This window comes from Yeosuana marina, assembly GCF_011762485.1.
Taxonomy (GTDB): Bacteria; Bacteroidota; Bacteroidia; order Flavobacteriales; family Flavobacteriaceae; genus Yeosuana; species Yeosuana marina.
Genome location: NZ_JAAKGI010000003.1, coordinates 496812 through 510438, shown reverse-complemented (window position 1 = coordinate 510438; position 13627 = coordinate 496812). Strand labels below are relative to the sequence as shown.

Sequence of the window (13627 nt, the reverse complement as noted above, 5' to 3'; positions counted from 1 at the left end):
AGTTTTGCAAAAATAGTGAAAGGATTTACGAATTATCGATTATGAATTAGGAAATATGAATGGAAGTTGTGGATTGCATTAGGGATTGCAGCGGATAGCCCACAGGGAGGCACGACCGAGGACTTGTAGCGAAAAGCCCGACCCTTTTGGGGAATGCCCAAATATTAAAAAAAGCCTCTAATAAAAGAGGCTTGATTTATATGTGAAATAAGTGCGTTACCGCTTAGATAATTAACATAGCATCACCATAACTGTAAAACTTATATTTTTCTTTTACAGCTTCGGCATAGGCTTTTTTAATGAAGTCGTGACCAGCAAATGCTGATGCCATCATTAACAATGTTGATTTTGGTGTGTGGAAATTAGTAATCATACAATTGGCAATACTAAAATCGTACGGAGGGAAAATAAATTTATTGGTCCATCCATCAATTTCATTTAACATTCCATTGGATGATACAGCACTTTCAATAGCTCTCATTGCTGTTGTTCCAACGGCACAAACACGTTTTTTGTTTTTTATACCTGTGTTCACAATATTAGCCGCTTTTGCGTCTATACGTAATTCTTCACTGTCCATTTTATGTTTTGAAAGATCTTCCACTTCAACAGGGTTAAAGGTTCCTAATCCCACATGAAGGGTTACTTCTGCAAACTTAACTCCTTTAATTTCTAAACGTTTTAATAAGTGTCTTGAAAAATGCAACCCTGCAGTTGGTGCTGCTACAGCACCTTCATTTTTTGCAAAAATGGTTTGGTAACGCTCTTCGTCTTCTGGCTCTACATCTCTTTTGATATATTTTGGAAGCGGTGTTTCTCCTAATTCAGTTAATTTTTTACGAAACTCTTTATAAGATCCATCAAACAAAAACCGAAGGGTACGTCCTCTGGAAGTTGTATTATCAATAACTTCAGCAACTAGCATATCATCATCACCAAAATATAATTTATTTCCAATACGTATTTTACGAGCTGGATCAACTAAAACATCCCAAAGGCGTTGCTCTTCATTAAGTTCTCTTAATAAAAAGACCTCAATCCTTGCTCCGGTTTTTTCTTTATTTCCATATAAACGAGCAGGGAAAACTTTTGTGTCATTAATAATCATAACATCGTCCTCGTCAAAATACTCAATAAGATCCTTGAACATTTTGTGCTCAATAGTTTGTTCTTTTCTATTTAAGACCATTAAGCGAGATTCATCTCTGTTTTCTGCTGGATATTCTGCTAATAATTCGTCTGGTAAATTGAAGCCAAAGTGTGATAATTTCATTTGTTTCTTTTTATTGTTTTAAGTTGGTTAAATTGTGAATTCAATAGTATAAATCTGGATGAATTAATATTGAAACACTTATTTAAAAGAGTTTATATTTTAATTTTTCAATAGTTAAAAATTATTTGAGGAAATATAAACGGCTGCAAATATACAACCTCAAAGTAGGCCTTGTCAAGTAATTGGGTGATTATTATTATTCTATTTTAAATCCAATAGATTTTAAATCTTCCCAAAAAGTTGGAAATGATTTTGAAACCACATAAGCATGTTGAATAATAATATTTGTTTTTAAAGCAAGAGGCGCAAAAGCCATAGCCATTCTATGATCATTATAGGTAGCAATAGACACCATATTTTTTATAGATTGAGATTCAGACAGATGCAAAGATTCATTGGTTATTTTTACTTCACCACCTAATTTTTCAATCTCTGTCTTTAAAGCAACCAATCTATCTGTTTCTTTAATTTTTAGAGTGTGCAATCCTGTTAAATCACAAGCTATACCTAATGCAAAACATGTAACCGCTATTGTTTGAGCAATATCTGGTGCATCTTTTAAGTTTAAAGTTATTCGCCCTAAAGTTTCCCTTTCTTTTTTTAAAGTAACCTTATTTCCTTTAAAAACCGTGCTCACTCCAAAATGTTTATAAATGGTCATTAAAGCCGAATCTCCCTGAAGTGACTGTTCGTTATATGAAGACAGTGTTATTTCTGTTCCTATCTCACTCAAAGCAGTAATACTGTAAAAATAGGATGCTGACGACCAATCAGACTCTACGGTTAAGGTTTTTGAAGGCTGGTTACTTAAAGGTTTTACTGTAATCGTATTTCCGACAAAAGAGGATTGAACACCAATTTCATGTAATAAACTTAGTGTCATTTTTATATATGGCACAGATGTAATGTCTCCTTCGAGTGATAATTCTAATCCGTTTTCTAGTTTTGAAGCAATAAGTAATAATGCAGAAATGTATTGACTGCTTACATTGGCTTCAAGATTCACCCTTGATTTTATTATTTTTTTTCCTTTAATTTTTAATGGTGGAAATCCATCGTTTTCAATATATGATATATCTGCTCCTAACTCTTGCAACGCCTCAACTAATATTTTAATTGGCCGTTCTTTCATACGTTCTGAACCTGTTAGTATGACTTCTCTTCCATCTTGAATCGCAAAATAAGCCGTTAAAAATCGCATGGCAGTTCCCGCATGATGAATATCTACAATATCTCCGTTAGACCTCAATGCTTTCGTCATTAACTGGCTATCATCAGAATCAGATACATTTTTAATTTGTAGTTTAGGGTATAAAGCCTGTAATAATAACAATCTATTAGATTCACTTTTTGAACCTGTTATTTCAATTATTGATTTCTTTTGTATCGTTGATTTTTGAAGTGTAATATCCATATAACAAATTAAAAACGCTTCTTAAGAGAAGCGTTCAAAGATACTTATAATTTTATTTATTTTAATTTTTCGTTATTGTGATGTCTATCATGGTCTCGCTTTCCTTTTTTATCCATGCGCTTATTAAAAGACTCTTGTAAATCTACACCTGTTTGGTTTGCTAAACACAACACAACAAACAGTACATCGGCCAATTCCTCGCCTAAGTCTTTATCTTTATCGCTTTCTTTTTCGCTTTGTTCACCATAGCGTCTTGCAATTATTCGAGCTACTTCCCCTACTTCTTCTGTAAGTTGTGCCATATTGGTAAGTTCATTAAAATACCTTACTCCATGTTCTTTAATCCATGTATCAACTTCTAGCTGTGCGTTTTGAATGTTCATTATATTTTGGTTAAAACTATTTGTTCGTTTTCTTTTTCTATTAATTGTTTAAAATACTCTTTTAAAGTATCATAATACAATGGTGATACAATCGGTGTATTTATTTGTGTATCAATCACCAACTGCACCGCCAATTCAGTTACTAATACATTATACTTAAACACTCCTAAATTATCAGGAAGCATCAAAGCAACAGGTTCTGGCGTTGATTCTACCTTATATCCTTCCGGCAAATTAATAGAAACTCTATAAGTGCTTGAAGAAGGATAAACAAAGTCTACTGGAAACTCTCTTTTTTCCAGTTTAAAAGGATTTGTTAATGTTCTTAAGTAGAACAAAGGTGAAAAATAAATTTTATCTCCTATAATGTCTGCCTGACTTTCTTTAAAAAACTTATAAGATTCTATAACGGGTTTTGATAAGTCTAAAGCATTGGTTACTTTAAAATCTGAAATTTCTAAACCATTATATTTGTTTTCAAGTTCTTCTAAAAATTGATCTTGATCAGTCTCAACATATTGCTCTCTGTATGTTAATGCATCATGACTAGTTTTCATACTCCTAAAATTACCCTCAATATCCCCATTCTCTTCTAAATCAATCATCATAAAAACAGTGCTTTTAGAATCCTGTTTTGGATATAAGTCAACTAATTCAGATCCGCCACCTTCAGCAATAATCCTACCCTGCCAATTTAATGCCCGTGTTGGCAATACATTAGGCAAGCTAAACTTACTTGTAGCATCTAATAACATGATGCCTTCATCAAGTTTAACATAGGTAACCACATAATTATATCCTTCTCTAGTGGGAAAAATAGGAATACCATGTTGCCTTGTACTCACTAAAACAGGATAGGCTTTTAAACCCGCATAGCGCAGCATAGAGGTTAACATTAAATTAATTTCGGCCGCATTACCCACATGATCTTTATATGCTTTTTTTACACCATCATTTGCGTAAATACTAGTGTAGCCATTCCATTTAACTTTGCTTTTTACTAAGGAGTAAATTAAAGCAACGCGTTTTAAAGGATCGGAAACTGTTCCAATAAGTGCATCAACATCATCTTCATAATATCCTGTTTTGTCTAATTCGTTACCAAAATCTGAACTAGTATATATAGTTTTAACAACATCCTCCCAAGTCGTAGAATAATATTTTATAGGTGATTGCGGAAACTTTGTATACGATAATTCATATTGAACAGCTGACCGATAATTATCAATATTATTAACATACGGTTCTTCTTTTAAAGCGGGAATATTAGAAAGATCATAGGATGTTATATTGGTGATAAAATCTAAATTTGAAGATGAATATGCTGTTCTAACTACACCATTTCCAAATCCATTCCCTCCTTCTCTCTCTTTATATCTAAACGTTATTTTATCACTTTTTGTAGTGTTTTTTGGATTTACAATTAAAAACCCTTTAGCATTGAATTTAAAATTAAAATACTCTGGTGCTTCAAAACTAGCTTCAATTTTTTTAACTGGAATATCATATTGAAATACAAAATCTTCAACATTCCAATAAAAAGGAGATTCTATTTTATATTTATATTCAATCACAGAGCCCTCTTTTAAATTTGGCATGGTAAACTTTTCTTGATCGGTATACTTTGACTGTTCTACATTAAATACCTCATGTTTATCAAGCTTTGTTTCTTCTATCTTACCGTCTACTAAATTGTATGTATACCCTTTTAGCCCCATAACTTTTTCATCTTCATTATGATATTTATGAAGGTTTATTATTCTGTTTGCGTAATCAAAGCCTTCTTGATTGTATATTTTAATCCGTTCGTGAACATCTGTAACAATAGAAAATCCTTCTTCTTGTCTATAGACAAAATAGGTTCTTCTATATTTATATAAATAGGTTGCACTAGCAGAAGAGTCTAACGGATTGAATTTTTCTTGCAATTCTTCTTTGGAAATTTTACCAAAATCGTAGTTTTGAGAATAGGCTGTTAACGCAAAGCTTAACAGCATAAAAAGGAATAGTGATTTCATGTGTTTATGTTTAGTTGTTTGTAAGGGGCACAAGTAACATCCATACAATCATTTTGGTATTTGACTAAGTATTTTGTCCTGAATGTTTCATTAAGGCCTATATTTTAATTAATGCTACTTTTGAGTTATCTTGTTTGGTTACTTCTTTATAAAAGTTTCTAAAACCGTTGTAATCTTCTTTCGGAAATTCTCCATCGTTAACCATAAATTCTCTTTTATAGATTAAGGTCTTTTCATCTTTTACTGTTAGTTCTTCTTTATAATGTCCAAACTTGTTTTCAATGACCACTTTATTAGGCAACGCTTCTACTTTATAAGATTTGGGCAACTTAATTTCAACTTCATCAACATCTATAAAACCTCTGTTAATTTTTAGAGGGTATTTTCTAGCTCTGTAACGGTCTGGTATGTTAGTATTTCTGTTTAATGCATTCACATTAAAAAGCATCCTATCGCCCACTTTTTTTGAATAGTTAGTGGCTAAAAATTTTATGTTTTCTATTAAAGCGACACTATCTTTATTGTTAGTAATATCTTTTTTATTAATGGTAATATTATTTATATAGCTCCATCGTTTTTTATAGTAAACATCTAAATCTCGAGCCGTTTCTGTTTCTATCCAATATTTATTGTCGTATTGAATTCCCTTTGAAACAACATTTGCAGTCACATCAATAGTTCCGTCATCTGACAAAGCAAAACTTCCCTCTATAGTTTGCGAATTTTCGTTGGTTGTGTATTTTTTAGTATGTTTAATTTTACCGCCTTCTGGTGTTACAACTAGGACATCTCTATCATCAGTAAATTCGCCAATAAAACCAAAAGGCACTTTTTGGCTGGTACATTCTAGCCATATATCGTCTTGGTTTTCTTGTGGAATATTTAAAATGACATGATTAGTCTGACCTCCAAAAGAAACAAAGTCTTTATCAACGCTTATTTGGCTTGAAGGAGATGCATATAATCTTGTATAATTAGAATTTACACCGACAACTTCTAATAATGATTTCGTGTAATTTGTCAACCCTTTACAATCACCATATTTAACTTTATCAACTTCCAATGCCGAAATTGGTTGCATTCCGCCTATACCAACTTGAACACTAATATATCTTGTATTATCCTGTACATATTTATAAACTATCTTCGCCTTTTCAATTGGATCATCTATCCCCTCTACCAATTTCAGAATATGCTTTTTTGTTTCTTCTGTTATATGATTTCTTCCATTTAGTAAATTCTCTTGAAACCATATCCCCATACTATTCCAATCATCAACACTTGCATAAACTTCTTCATAAGTAAATTGATTAGCCGCTAATAAAACTTTAGGTATTATGTTTCTAAAAGAAGGGCTGTAATCTTCCGGTTTATAAACTTCAATGTTTTTTACCTTGTAAACTAGTTTTCCAATGGTGTCTTCTTTTTCAAATTGAAAACCTTCTAAATTTTTTTCCTTTTTTCTAATGGTAATGTCTTCTGGATAATTAAGAGTGTATTTGCTAGTTTCTACACTAACAAAATAGTCTGTTATTGGACTAAACGGCGGAATAAAAGCAGTATTTCCTGTTTCTGTTTCACAAGTAAATTCGAGAGTGTATGGATAATCAATGGGCGTATATTCTAAATATTTAACGCGAGAATCTGAATACAGAGTGCCGCCATCAACAGCACTAATGTCCTTAAAATCTTTCTCTTTTATTTTTTTGATTAAGTCACCAAATTTGTTGTAAACAAGCACTTCTAATTCTTTAATATGAACATCGTCGTCATAAAAAACATAGGCATCAATATTGTCATCCCCTTCTTTGTTTAAAACGGTTATGAGGCTTTTCTTTTTGATAACCATTTTCTTTGAGGATTCCAACGAAACATCTATGTCGTTTAACCTAACAACGGCATTCGCGCTTTTTTTAAGATTCTCTGGAATGGTAGAACTTGAATATAAGTTCTCTTGAGATACAATTGTTAAACTTGAAAAAACAAGTAAAACAGTACATACACTTTTAATAAACATCCACTATCGGTTTTAAATAAACATCTATAATTCATATCTTGAGAGACTTAATTATTAGAATTTTAAAACCCTTTAGCTTTTAAGAGTCGTATTAAAAATCTTATACCAAATATAAGAAAACACGGTAACATAATGTACTTAAATTCGCTAAAAATTACTTGTGCTCCCCATTCAGAAAAAAATTTTTCAATTCCTATTGGGGAAACTTTAATAACTTGAAATGGAAAGAAAAACCTAGTATTATTAAAAGGAATAAAGAATCCAACCCCTTTACCTCCTGTTGTCATAGCATCTAAAATACCATGAGAAACAGTGGATAGAAAGATTACTAAGAACCATAGTATCTTTTTTTCTTTTCCTATTGTAACCATTAGTAATAATGCCCAAATGACAGCAAATAAGATAGAATGCGTAAATCCTCTATGACCTAGTGGATGCGAGTACGGAATACCAAGCTTAAAACCTATAACATCAAAATCTGGAAGAATCGTAGAAAATACTGCTGCCAATAACAACCATTTGGTGTTTTTATTATCTATGATTTTAGATACGGTATAACCAACTACACTATGTCCAAATATAGACGCCATCTACTCTTTACTTTTTGAATCAATAATTATTGTTACTGGTCCATCATTAAGCAATTCTACTTTCATATCGGCACCAAAATGTCCGGTTTGGACTTGTTTCCCTAAATCTGTCTCTATTTGTTTTATAAAAGAATTATATAGCGGAATCGCACTATCTGGTTTTGCTGCTTTAATATAACTGGGTCTGTTGCCTTTTTTTGTTGAGGCGTGCAATGTAAATTGGCTCACAACAATAATGTCTCCACTAACATCTTTTACAGAAGTATTCATGACAACTTGTTCGTCTTCAAATATGCGAAGATTTACAATTTTATTTGACAACCATTTGATGTCCTCATTTGTATCATCATCAACAATTCCTAATAAAATTAAGAGACCTGCATTAATTGATGCAACGTTAATACCTTCAATGGTAACACTCGCTTTTGACACACGTTGAATTACTACTTTCATTTACTCTTTTTCCCAATTATCTGTTCTGTAATGCTCATCTTCCCCTTCAAGTATTTGTAAATAGCTACGATATCTTGAAAAAGCCACTTCATCATTATCCAATGCTTTTTTTACGGCACAATGCGGTTCTTTAACATGTAGGCAGTTATTAAACTTACAATATTGTTTTAGTTTAAAAAACTCTGGAAAATAATCTCCAACTTCTTCTTTATCCATATCGACCACGCCAAATCCTTTGATGCCCGGTGTATCAATAATTTTGGCCCCAAAACTTAAATCAAACATTTCTGCAAACGTTGTGGTATGCTGTCCTTGCATGTGAAGCATAGAGATTTCTTTAGTTTTAATATCTAAAGAAGGCTCTATAGTATTAATAAGTGTTGACTTACCAACACCAGAATGGCCCGAAAACATACTTACTTTATCGTGCATTAAAGCTTTTACCTTATCTACATTTTTGCCGGTATTTGCTGAAACGCCAATACATTCGTAACCAATCTTTCTATAAATATGCGCCAAATATTTTACTTCGTTTAACGTCTCTTCATCATAGGCATCAATTTTATTAAATAGCAAAACTGTTTTGATGGAATAGGCATTTGTTGTGACTAAAAATCGATCGATAAAACTGGTTAATGTAGGCGGATTATTAATTGTAATCATTAAAAAAACCTGATCTATATTAGCCGCTATAATGTGTGTTTGTTTTGATAAATTAACCGATTTCCTAACAATATAATTGGTTCTATCATGAATATTATGAATAACACCTGATTCTTGATCATTATCTGTTTCCAACTCAAAATCCACATAATCACCTACGGCAATAGGATTGGTACTTTTAATGCCTTTAATACGAAACTTTCCCTTAATACGACATTCATAAGTCTCACCCAACGTTGTCTTCACGGTGTACCAACTTCCCGTAGATTTATAAACAAGTCCTGTCATTCATTGAAAATTAATGTAATACAAATAAACAACTTTTCAATGTAACAAAAAGTGTATATTAGGGTCTTAATTTAAAAAATCAACAACAAAATGAAAAAATTATTATTAGTTATTGCTATAGCATCCATCTCATTTATTGATGCTATAGCACAAGTAGAGTACAAAGTTATTACCAGTGTAGAATCTATTGTGCCTAATGGTTTAGGGCGTTCAAGAATTATTAGTGCTAACGAAGAAAAAGATTATAAAGAATTTACTAGTACACAAACCGAAGATGATAACACGCGTAACAAATCTAAACGTGATGAAATACGTGTTAAAGACTTTGACGAAACAAAACTATTAAACTTTTACAACCTTGGAGGTATTCGTTTTCAAAACATTGCTGCTAATGACGCTATTATAACTTCTAAAATTAACACTATGATTGCAGAAGGCTGGGAACTAGCTTTTGTAAATAGTGCTGTTGAAAGCGAATGTGGTAAAGGTGATGGTCAAGGAATTTTTATTACCCGCTATATTTTTAAAAGAAACAAACAATAGTTTAAAAAAAAAGCCTCGCAATGCGAGGCTTTTTTCAACTAATTATTTAATATTTTTTCTTGATGATTTATGGACTCTTGATGAATAGCCTTAAACATTTTTAAAATAAATTCCTCACTTAATCCATGATCCTGACCTTCTAAGACCATGCGTCCTAAAATTTCATTCCAACGTTTGCTTTGTAATACAGCAACATTCTTTTGTTTTTTAAGAGTTCCAATACCATCAGCAGCTTTCATTCGTTTACCCAATAAATCAATAATTTGATTGTCAATCACATCAATTTGAGCTCTTAAATTATCTAAAGACTTATTATATTCTGCTTCAGAATCCGATTCTTTTCTAATTTTCAAATCTTTCATAATTTGAATCAAAGTTTTAGGTGTTACCTGCTGTGAAGCATCACTCCAAGCTTTTTCTGGATCATAATGTGTTTCTATCATTAATCCATCAAAATTTAAATCTAAAGCTGATTGCGACACATCAAAAATCATATCTCTTTTACCCGTAATATGAGATGGATCATTAATTAAAGGGATATCTGGATACTTGTTTTGAAACTCAATTGCTAGTTGCCATTCTGGATTGTTTCTGTATTTAGTTTTTTCATACGTCGAAAAACCTCTATGAATCGCTCCAATATTTTTTACCCCCGACTTATAAATTCTCTCAATACCACCTAACCACAATGCTAAATCTGGGTTTACAGGATTTTTTATTAAAACTGGCTTATCTGTTCCTTCTAAAGCATCAGCTATTTCTTGCATGATAAACGGACTCACTGTTGAACGTGCACCAATCCATAATAAATCGATGTCGTGTTCTAAAGCTAATTTTACATGTGCAGCATTGGCTACTTCTGTACACACTTTCATACCTGTTTCAGCTTTCACCTTTTGTAACCACTTTAAACCTAAAGCACCAACACCTTCAAACATACCTGGGCGTGTTCTTGGTTTCCAAATACCTGCTCTAAAATAACTAACATCAGTATCTTTTAACTCATGCGCAATTTTTAAAACTTGTTCTTCTGTTTCAGCACTACAAGGTCCTGCAATAACTAGTGGATGCTCTAATTTTAAATCATCTAACCAGGTTCTCATTTCTTTTTTGTTTTCCATAATTTTACTGCTTAAGCAATTCCTTTTAAAATATCTTTAATATAATTGGTGTTTTTCATCTCATTAAAAATGGCATCGAAATCGTCTTGTTTCATCAAGTCTTTAAAATGAGTGAGGTTATTAATGTACTCTTCTAATGTTTCAATAACATTATCTTTATTTTGTTTAAAAATAGGTGTCCACATTTCTGGTGAACTTTTAGCAAGCCTAACTGTTGAGGCAAATCCACTACCTGCCATATCAAAAATATCGCGTTCGTTTCGTTCTTTATCAATCACGGTTTTACCAAGCATAAAGGAGCTGATATGTGATAGATGCGATACGTAAGCTATATGCTTATCATGAGCTTCAGGATTCATATAACGAATGCGCATTCCTAAAGTCTTAAACAATTCTAATGCATTTTCCTGAAGTTTAAAGGCTGTTTTCTCAACCTCACAGATAATATTTGTCTTCCCAACAAACAACCCCTCAATGGCTGCACTAGGTCCAGAATGTTCGGTTCCTGCAATAGGATGCATCGCCAAAAAATTTCTTCGTTTTGGATGATTTTCAACTACTTTGCAAATTCCAACTTTTGTTGATCCTGCATCAATAACTAAGGCGGTATCGGGTATTTTATCTAAAATTGTTGGCAACAACTTTACGGTAGCATCCACAGGAATAGATATAATTACCAAATCTGCCTTATCAATATCATCTAGTGTTGCTTTTTTATCAATCAAATTAAGAGCTAGTGCTTCATCGAGCGTTGTTTCTTTTCTACTGATACCATGAATAACCGCATTTGGATTATTCTTTTTAATATCAATGGCTAAACTACCTCCAATTAAACCTACGCCTATAATGTAAATATTTTTCATATAACCCTTGTTATTGCCTCTTCCAAAATTTCTGTTGTAGCACATAAAGAAAATCTTATATACCCTTCACCTTTACTACCAAAAATAGTTCCTGGTGTTATGAAAATATGATTCTTTTTAAGTACCTCATCTATAAACTCCTCTGATTTTAAATGCGCTGGTAATTTAGCCCACACAAAAAGTCCGGTTGCATTTTTATCATACGTACACCTCAAAACATCTGCTAATTGCCATACCAAATCTCTACGTTGTTGATAGACACTATTTAATGTAGAAAACCATATGCTTGTGCACTTTAAGGCTTCTATGGCTCCTTTTTGAATGCCATAAAACATTCCAGAATCCATATTACTTTTTACTTTTAAAATATTGCTGATATGTTCGCTACTTCCAACAACCATACCTACACGCCATCCCGCCATATTAAAAGTTTTACTTAAGGAGTTAAGCTCCAAGCAAACTTCTTTAGCGCCTTTAACACTTAAAATGCTTTTTGGATTGTCGCTTAAAACAAAACTATATGGATTGTCATTGACGATTAAAATATCATGCTTTTTTGCAAACGCTACTAATTCTTCAAATAAGTATTTACTTGGCTGCGCTCCCGTTGGCATATGCGGATAATTAACCCACATGAGTTTCACTTTACTTAAATCTTGTTTAGCCAATGTTTTTAAATCGGGCAACCAATTATTTTCAGCATCCAATTCATAAAAAACAGGTGTTGCTCCTACTAACCTTGTAACCGATTGATACGTTGGATATCCTGGATTTGGAATCAACACTTCATCACCTTCATTTAAGTAAGCCATAGAAATATGCATGATACCTTCCTTGCTCCCCATTAGTGGTAAAATCTCATTTTGCGGACTTAAAGACACGTGAAAGTGTTCTTTATAAAATTTTGCAATAGCATCTCTAAGCTCTGGTAACCCTTGATAACTCTGATATTTATGAGCATTAGGACTTAAGAAACTATCTGTTATAGCATCAATAACTTTTTGAGGTGGTTGCATATCTGGGCTACCAATTCCTAAATTGATGATTGGTTTTCCGTTAGCAATAAGCATGTTTACTTCTCTTAATTTCTTCGAGAAATAGTACTCTTCAACGGTATGCAATCTGTTAGCGACTTCAATCATAACTTTGCATTTTTATATTCGCCTAAAATTTTTAATCCTTGGGTCATAATATTTAAAATAGATTTTGCTTTATCAAAATCTGAATAGGTTTCAAAGGTTACATCAACAAAAAAAGCGTATTTCCAAGGTTTCTCTATAATTGGCAAAGACTGAATTTTTGTTAGATTCAATTTACAATCACTCATAACATTTAGAATGGTAGCTAAGCTTCCTCGTTTATGATCTGATTCAAATTTTATAGACGCTTTATTTATCTCTTCCTTCGGAACTTCAGAATTGGTGCGTTTTACAATAACAAAGCGCGTTTCGTTATGCTTGATAGATTGAATACTGTGTGCCAACACATCTAACTCAAAAAGGGTTGCTGCATATTCACTGGCAATGGCGCCAATGTTTTTTAGTTGATTTTTATGAATGCGCTCCGCCACCTCAGCCGTATCTTTGTCTTCCACCAATTTAATATGTGGATACTTTTTAAAAAATTCTTTACATTGAAGCAATGCCATGGGATGCGAATACACCTCTTGAATATCTTCAATACTCTGATTAGGCCAAGCCATTAAACAATGTTGAATATCTAAATAATGCTCCCCTACAATATGTAGGTTATGGTTGTCTATCAAGGCATAATTTGGAATGATAGATCCTGCAATAGAATTTTCCAACGCCATAATAACGGCATCACTTTCTTTGCTTATTAAGGATTCAACTACTCTATCAAATGTTAAGCATTCTATAACATTAACAGATGTATCAAAATATTGCTGCGACACAATATGATGATAGGATCCTTTTACTCCTTGAATGGCAACTGTTTTTATCATATATCAAAAAAAAGTCCCGATTTCCATCGAGACTT

The 13627-nt window shown here is 32.5% G+C and carries 13 protein-coding genes; 1 reads left to right on the top strand and 12 read right to left on the bottom strand.

Going from position 1 to position 13627, the window contains the following annotated elements; all coding sequences use genetic code 11:
• Positions 1–223: 223 nt before the first annotated feature.
• From queA to rsgA, 8 genes are all read right to left on the bottom strand, one after another.
• Complete coding sequence (queA, locus tag G5V56_RS06800) at positions 224–1273, bottom strand: tRNA preQ1(34) S-adenosylmethionine ribosyltransferase-isomerase QueA (protein WP_166963158.1); 1050 nt, start codon at positions 1271–1273, stop codon at positions 224–226.
• Between the two features lie 196 nt (positions 1274–1469).
• Positions 1470–2687 (bottom strand): 3-phosphoshikimate 1-carboxyvinyltransferase, encoded by a 1218-nt coding sequence (locus G5V56_RS06795; RefSeq protein ID WP_166963156.1) that lies wholly within the window; start codon positions 2685–2687, stop codon positions 1470–1472.
• 56 nt (positions 2688–2743) lie between these two features.
• Entirely contained in the window at positions 2744–3070 is a 327-nt protein-coding gene (locus G5V56_RS06790) for a nucleotide pyrophosphohydrolase (protein WP_166963154.1), read from the bottom strand.
• A complete protein-coding gene (locus tag G5V56_RS06785; RefSeq protein ID WP_166963153.1) occupies positions 3070–5088 on the bottom strand; it encodes a DUF3857 domain-containing protein in 2019 nt (672 codons plus the stop codon). Before G5V56_RS06785 ends, G5V56_RS06790 begins: the two co-directional genes overlap by 1 nt.
• A 97-nt stretch (positions 5089–5185) precedes the next feature.
• Positions 5186–7105, bottom strand: a complete 1920-nt coding sequence (locus G5V56_RS06780; RefSeq protein ID WP_166963152.1) for a DUF3857 domain-containing protein — start codon at positions 7103–7105, stop codon at positions 5186–5188.
• A gap of 62 nt (positions 7106–7167) precedes the next feature.
• Positions 7168–7695: a metal-dependent hydrolase gene (locus G5V56_RS06775; protein WP_166963151.1), complete on the bottom strand. Its 528-nt coding sequence runs from the start codon at positions 7693–7695 to the stop codon at positions 7168–7170.
• Positions 7696–8148, bottom strand: a complete 453-nt coding sequence (gene dtd / locus G5V56_RS06770) for a D-aminoacyl-tRNA deacylase (RefSeq protein ID WP_166963150.1) — start codon at positions 8146–8148, stop codon at positions 7696–7698.
• Positions 8149–9099, bottom strand: coding sequence for a ribosome small subunit-dependent GTPase A (rsgA, locus tag G5V56_RS06765; protein ID WP_166963149.1), 951 nt, complete (start codon positions 9097–9099; stop codon positions 8149–8151).
• 90 nt (positions 9100–9189) lie between these two features.
• Here rsgA and G5V56_RS06760 point away from each other — a divergent pair, with 90 nt between their 5' ends.
• Positions 9190–9642: a hypothetical protein gene (locus tag G5V56_RS06760; protein ID WP_166963148.1), complete on the top strand. Its 453-nt coding sequence runs from the start codon at positions 9190–9192 to the stop codon at positions 9640–9642.
• 38 nt (positions 9643–9680) lie between these two features.
• Here the strand turns inward: G5V56_RS06760 and G5V56_RS06755 are convergent, their stop codons facing one another.
• From G5V56_RS06755 to G5V56_RS06740, 4 genes are read right to left on the bottom strand one after another with little or no spacing between them, the layout of a single operon-like run.
• Positions 9681–10763, bottom strand: a complete 1083-nt coding sequence (locus G5V56_RS06755; protein WP_166963147.1) for a bifunctional 3-deoxy-7-phosphoheptulonate synthase/chorismate mutase type II — start codon at positions 10761–10763, stop codon at positions 9681–9683.
• Between the two features lie 11 nt (positions 10764–10774).
• Positions 10775–11626, bottom strand: coding sequence for a prephenate dehydrogenase (locus G5V56_RS06750; RefSeq protein WP_166963145.1), 852 nt, complete (start codon positions 11624–11626; stop codon positions 10775–10777).
• Positions 11623–12768, bottom strand: a complete 1146-nt coding sequence (locus tag G5V56_RS06745) for a pyridoxal phosphate-dependent aminotransferase (RefSeq protein WP_166963143.1) — start codon at positions 12766–12768, stop codon at positions 11623–11625. Before G5V56_RS06745 ends, G5V56_RS06750 begins: the two co-directional genes overlap by 4 nt.
• Positions 12765–13592, bottom strand: coding sequence for a prephenate dehydratase (locus tag G5V56_RS06740; protein WP_166963141.1), 828 nt, complete (start codon positions 13590–13592; stop codon positions 12765–12767). Before G5V56_RS06740 ends, G5V56_RS06745 begins: the two co-directional genes overlap by 4 nt.
• Positions 13593–13627 lie beyond the last annotated feature (35 nt).

What these genes read in the sequence shown, in the direction of transcription:
- queA (WP_166963158.1), bottom strand. Translation starts at nt 1,273, where the DNA reads ATGAAATTATCACACTTTGGCTTCAATTTACCAGACGAATTATTAGCA.
- G5V56_RS06795 (WP_166963156.1), bottom strand. Translation starts at nt 2,687, where the DNA reads ATGGATATTACACTTCAAAAATCAACGATACAAAAGAAATCAATAATT.
- G5V56_RS06790 (WP_166963154.1), bottom strand. Translation starts at nt 3,070, where the DNA reads ATGAACATTCAAAACGCACAGCTAGAAGTTGATACATGGATTAAAGAA.
- G5V56_RS06785 (WP_166963153.1), bottom strand. Translation starts at nt 5,088, where the DNA reads ATGAAATCACTATTCCTTTTTATGCTGTTAAGCTTTGCGTTAACAGCC.
- G5V56_RS06780 (WP_166963152.1), bottom strand. Translation starts at nt 7,105, where the DNA reads ATGTTTATTAAAAGTGTATGTACTGTTTTACTTGTTTTTTCAAGTTTA.
- G5V56_RS06775 (WP_166963151.1), bottom strand. Translation starts at nt 7,695, where the DNA reads ATGGCGTCTATATTTGGACATAGTGTAGTTGGTTATACCGTATCTAAA.
- dtd (WP_166963150.1), bottom strand. Translation starts at nt 8,148, where the DNA reads ATGAAAGTAGTAATTCAACGTGTGTCAAAAGCGAGTGTTACCATTGAA.
- rsgA (WP_166963149.1), bottom strand. Translation starts at nt 9,099, where the DNA reads ATGACAGGACTTGTTTATAAATCTACGGGAAGTTGGTACACCGTGAAG.
- G5V56_RS06760 (WP_166963148.1), top strand. Translation starts at nt 9,190, where the DNA reads ATGAAAAAATTATTATTAGTTATTGCTATAGCATCCATCTCATTTATT.
- G5V56_RS06755 (WP_166963147.1), bottom strand. Translation starts at nt 10,763, where the DNA reads ATGGAAAACAAAAAAGAAATGAGAACCTGGTTAGATGATTTAAAATTA.
- G5V56_RS06750 (WP_166963145.1), bottom strand. Translation starts at nt 11,626, where the DNA reads ATGAAAAATATTTACATTATAGGCGTAGGTTTAATTGGAGGTAGTTTA.
- G5V56_RS06745 (WP_166963143.1), bottom strand. Translation starts at nt 12,768, where the DNA reads ATGATTGAAGTCGCTAACAGATTGCATACCGTTGAAGAGTACTATTTC.
- G5V56_RS06740 (WP_166963141.1), bottom strand. Translation starts at nt 13,592, where the DNA reads ATGATAAAAACAGTTGCCATTCAAGGAGTAAAAGGATCCTATCATCAT.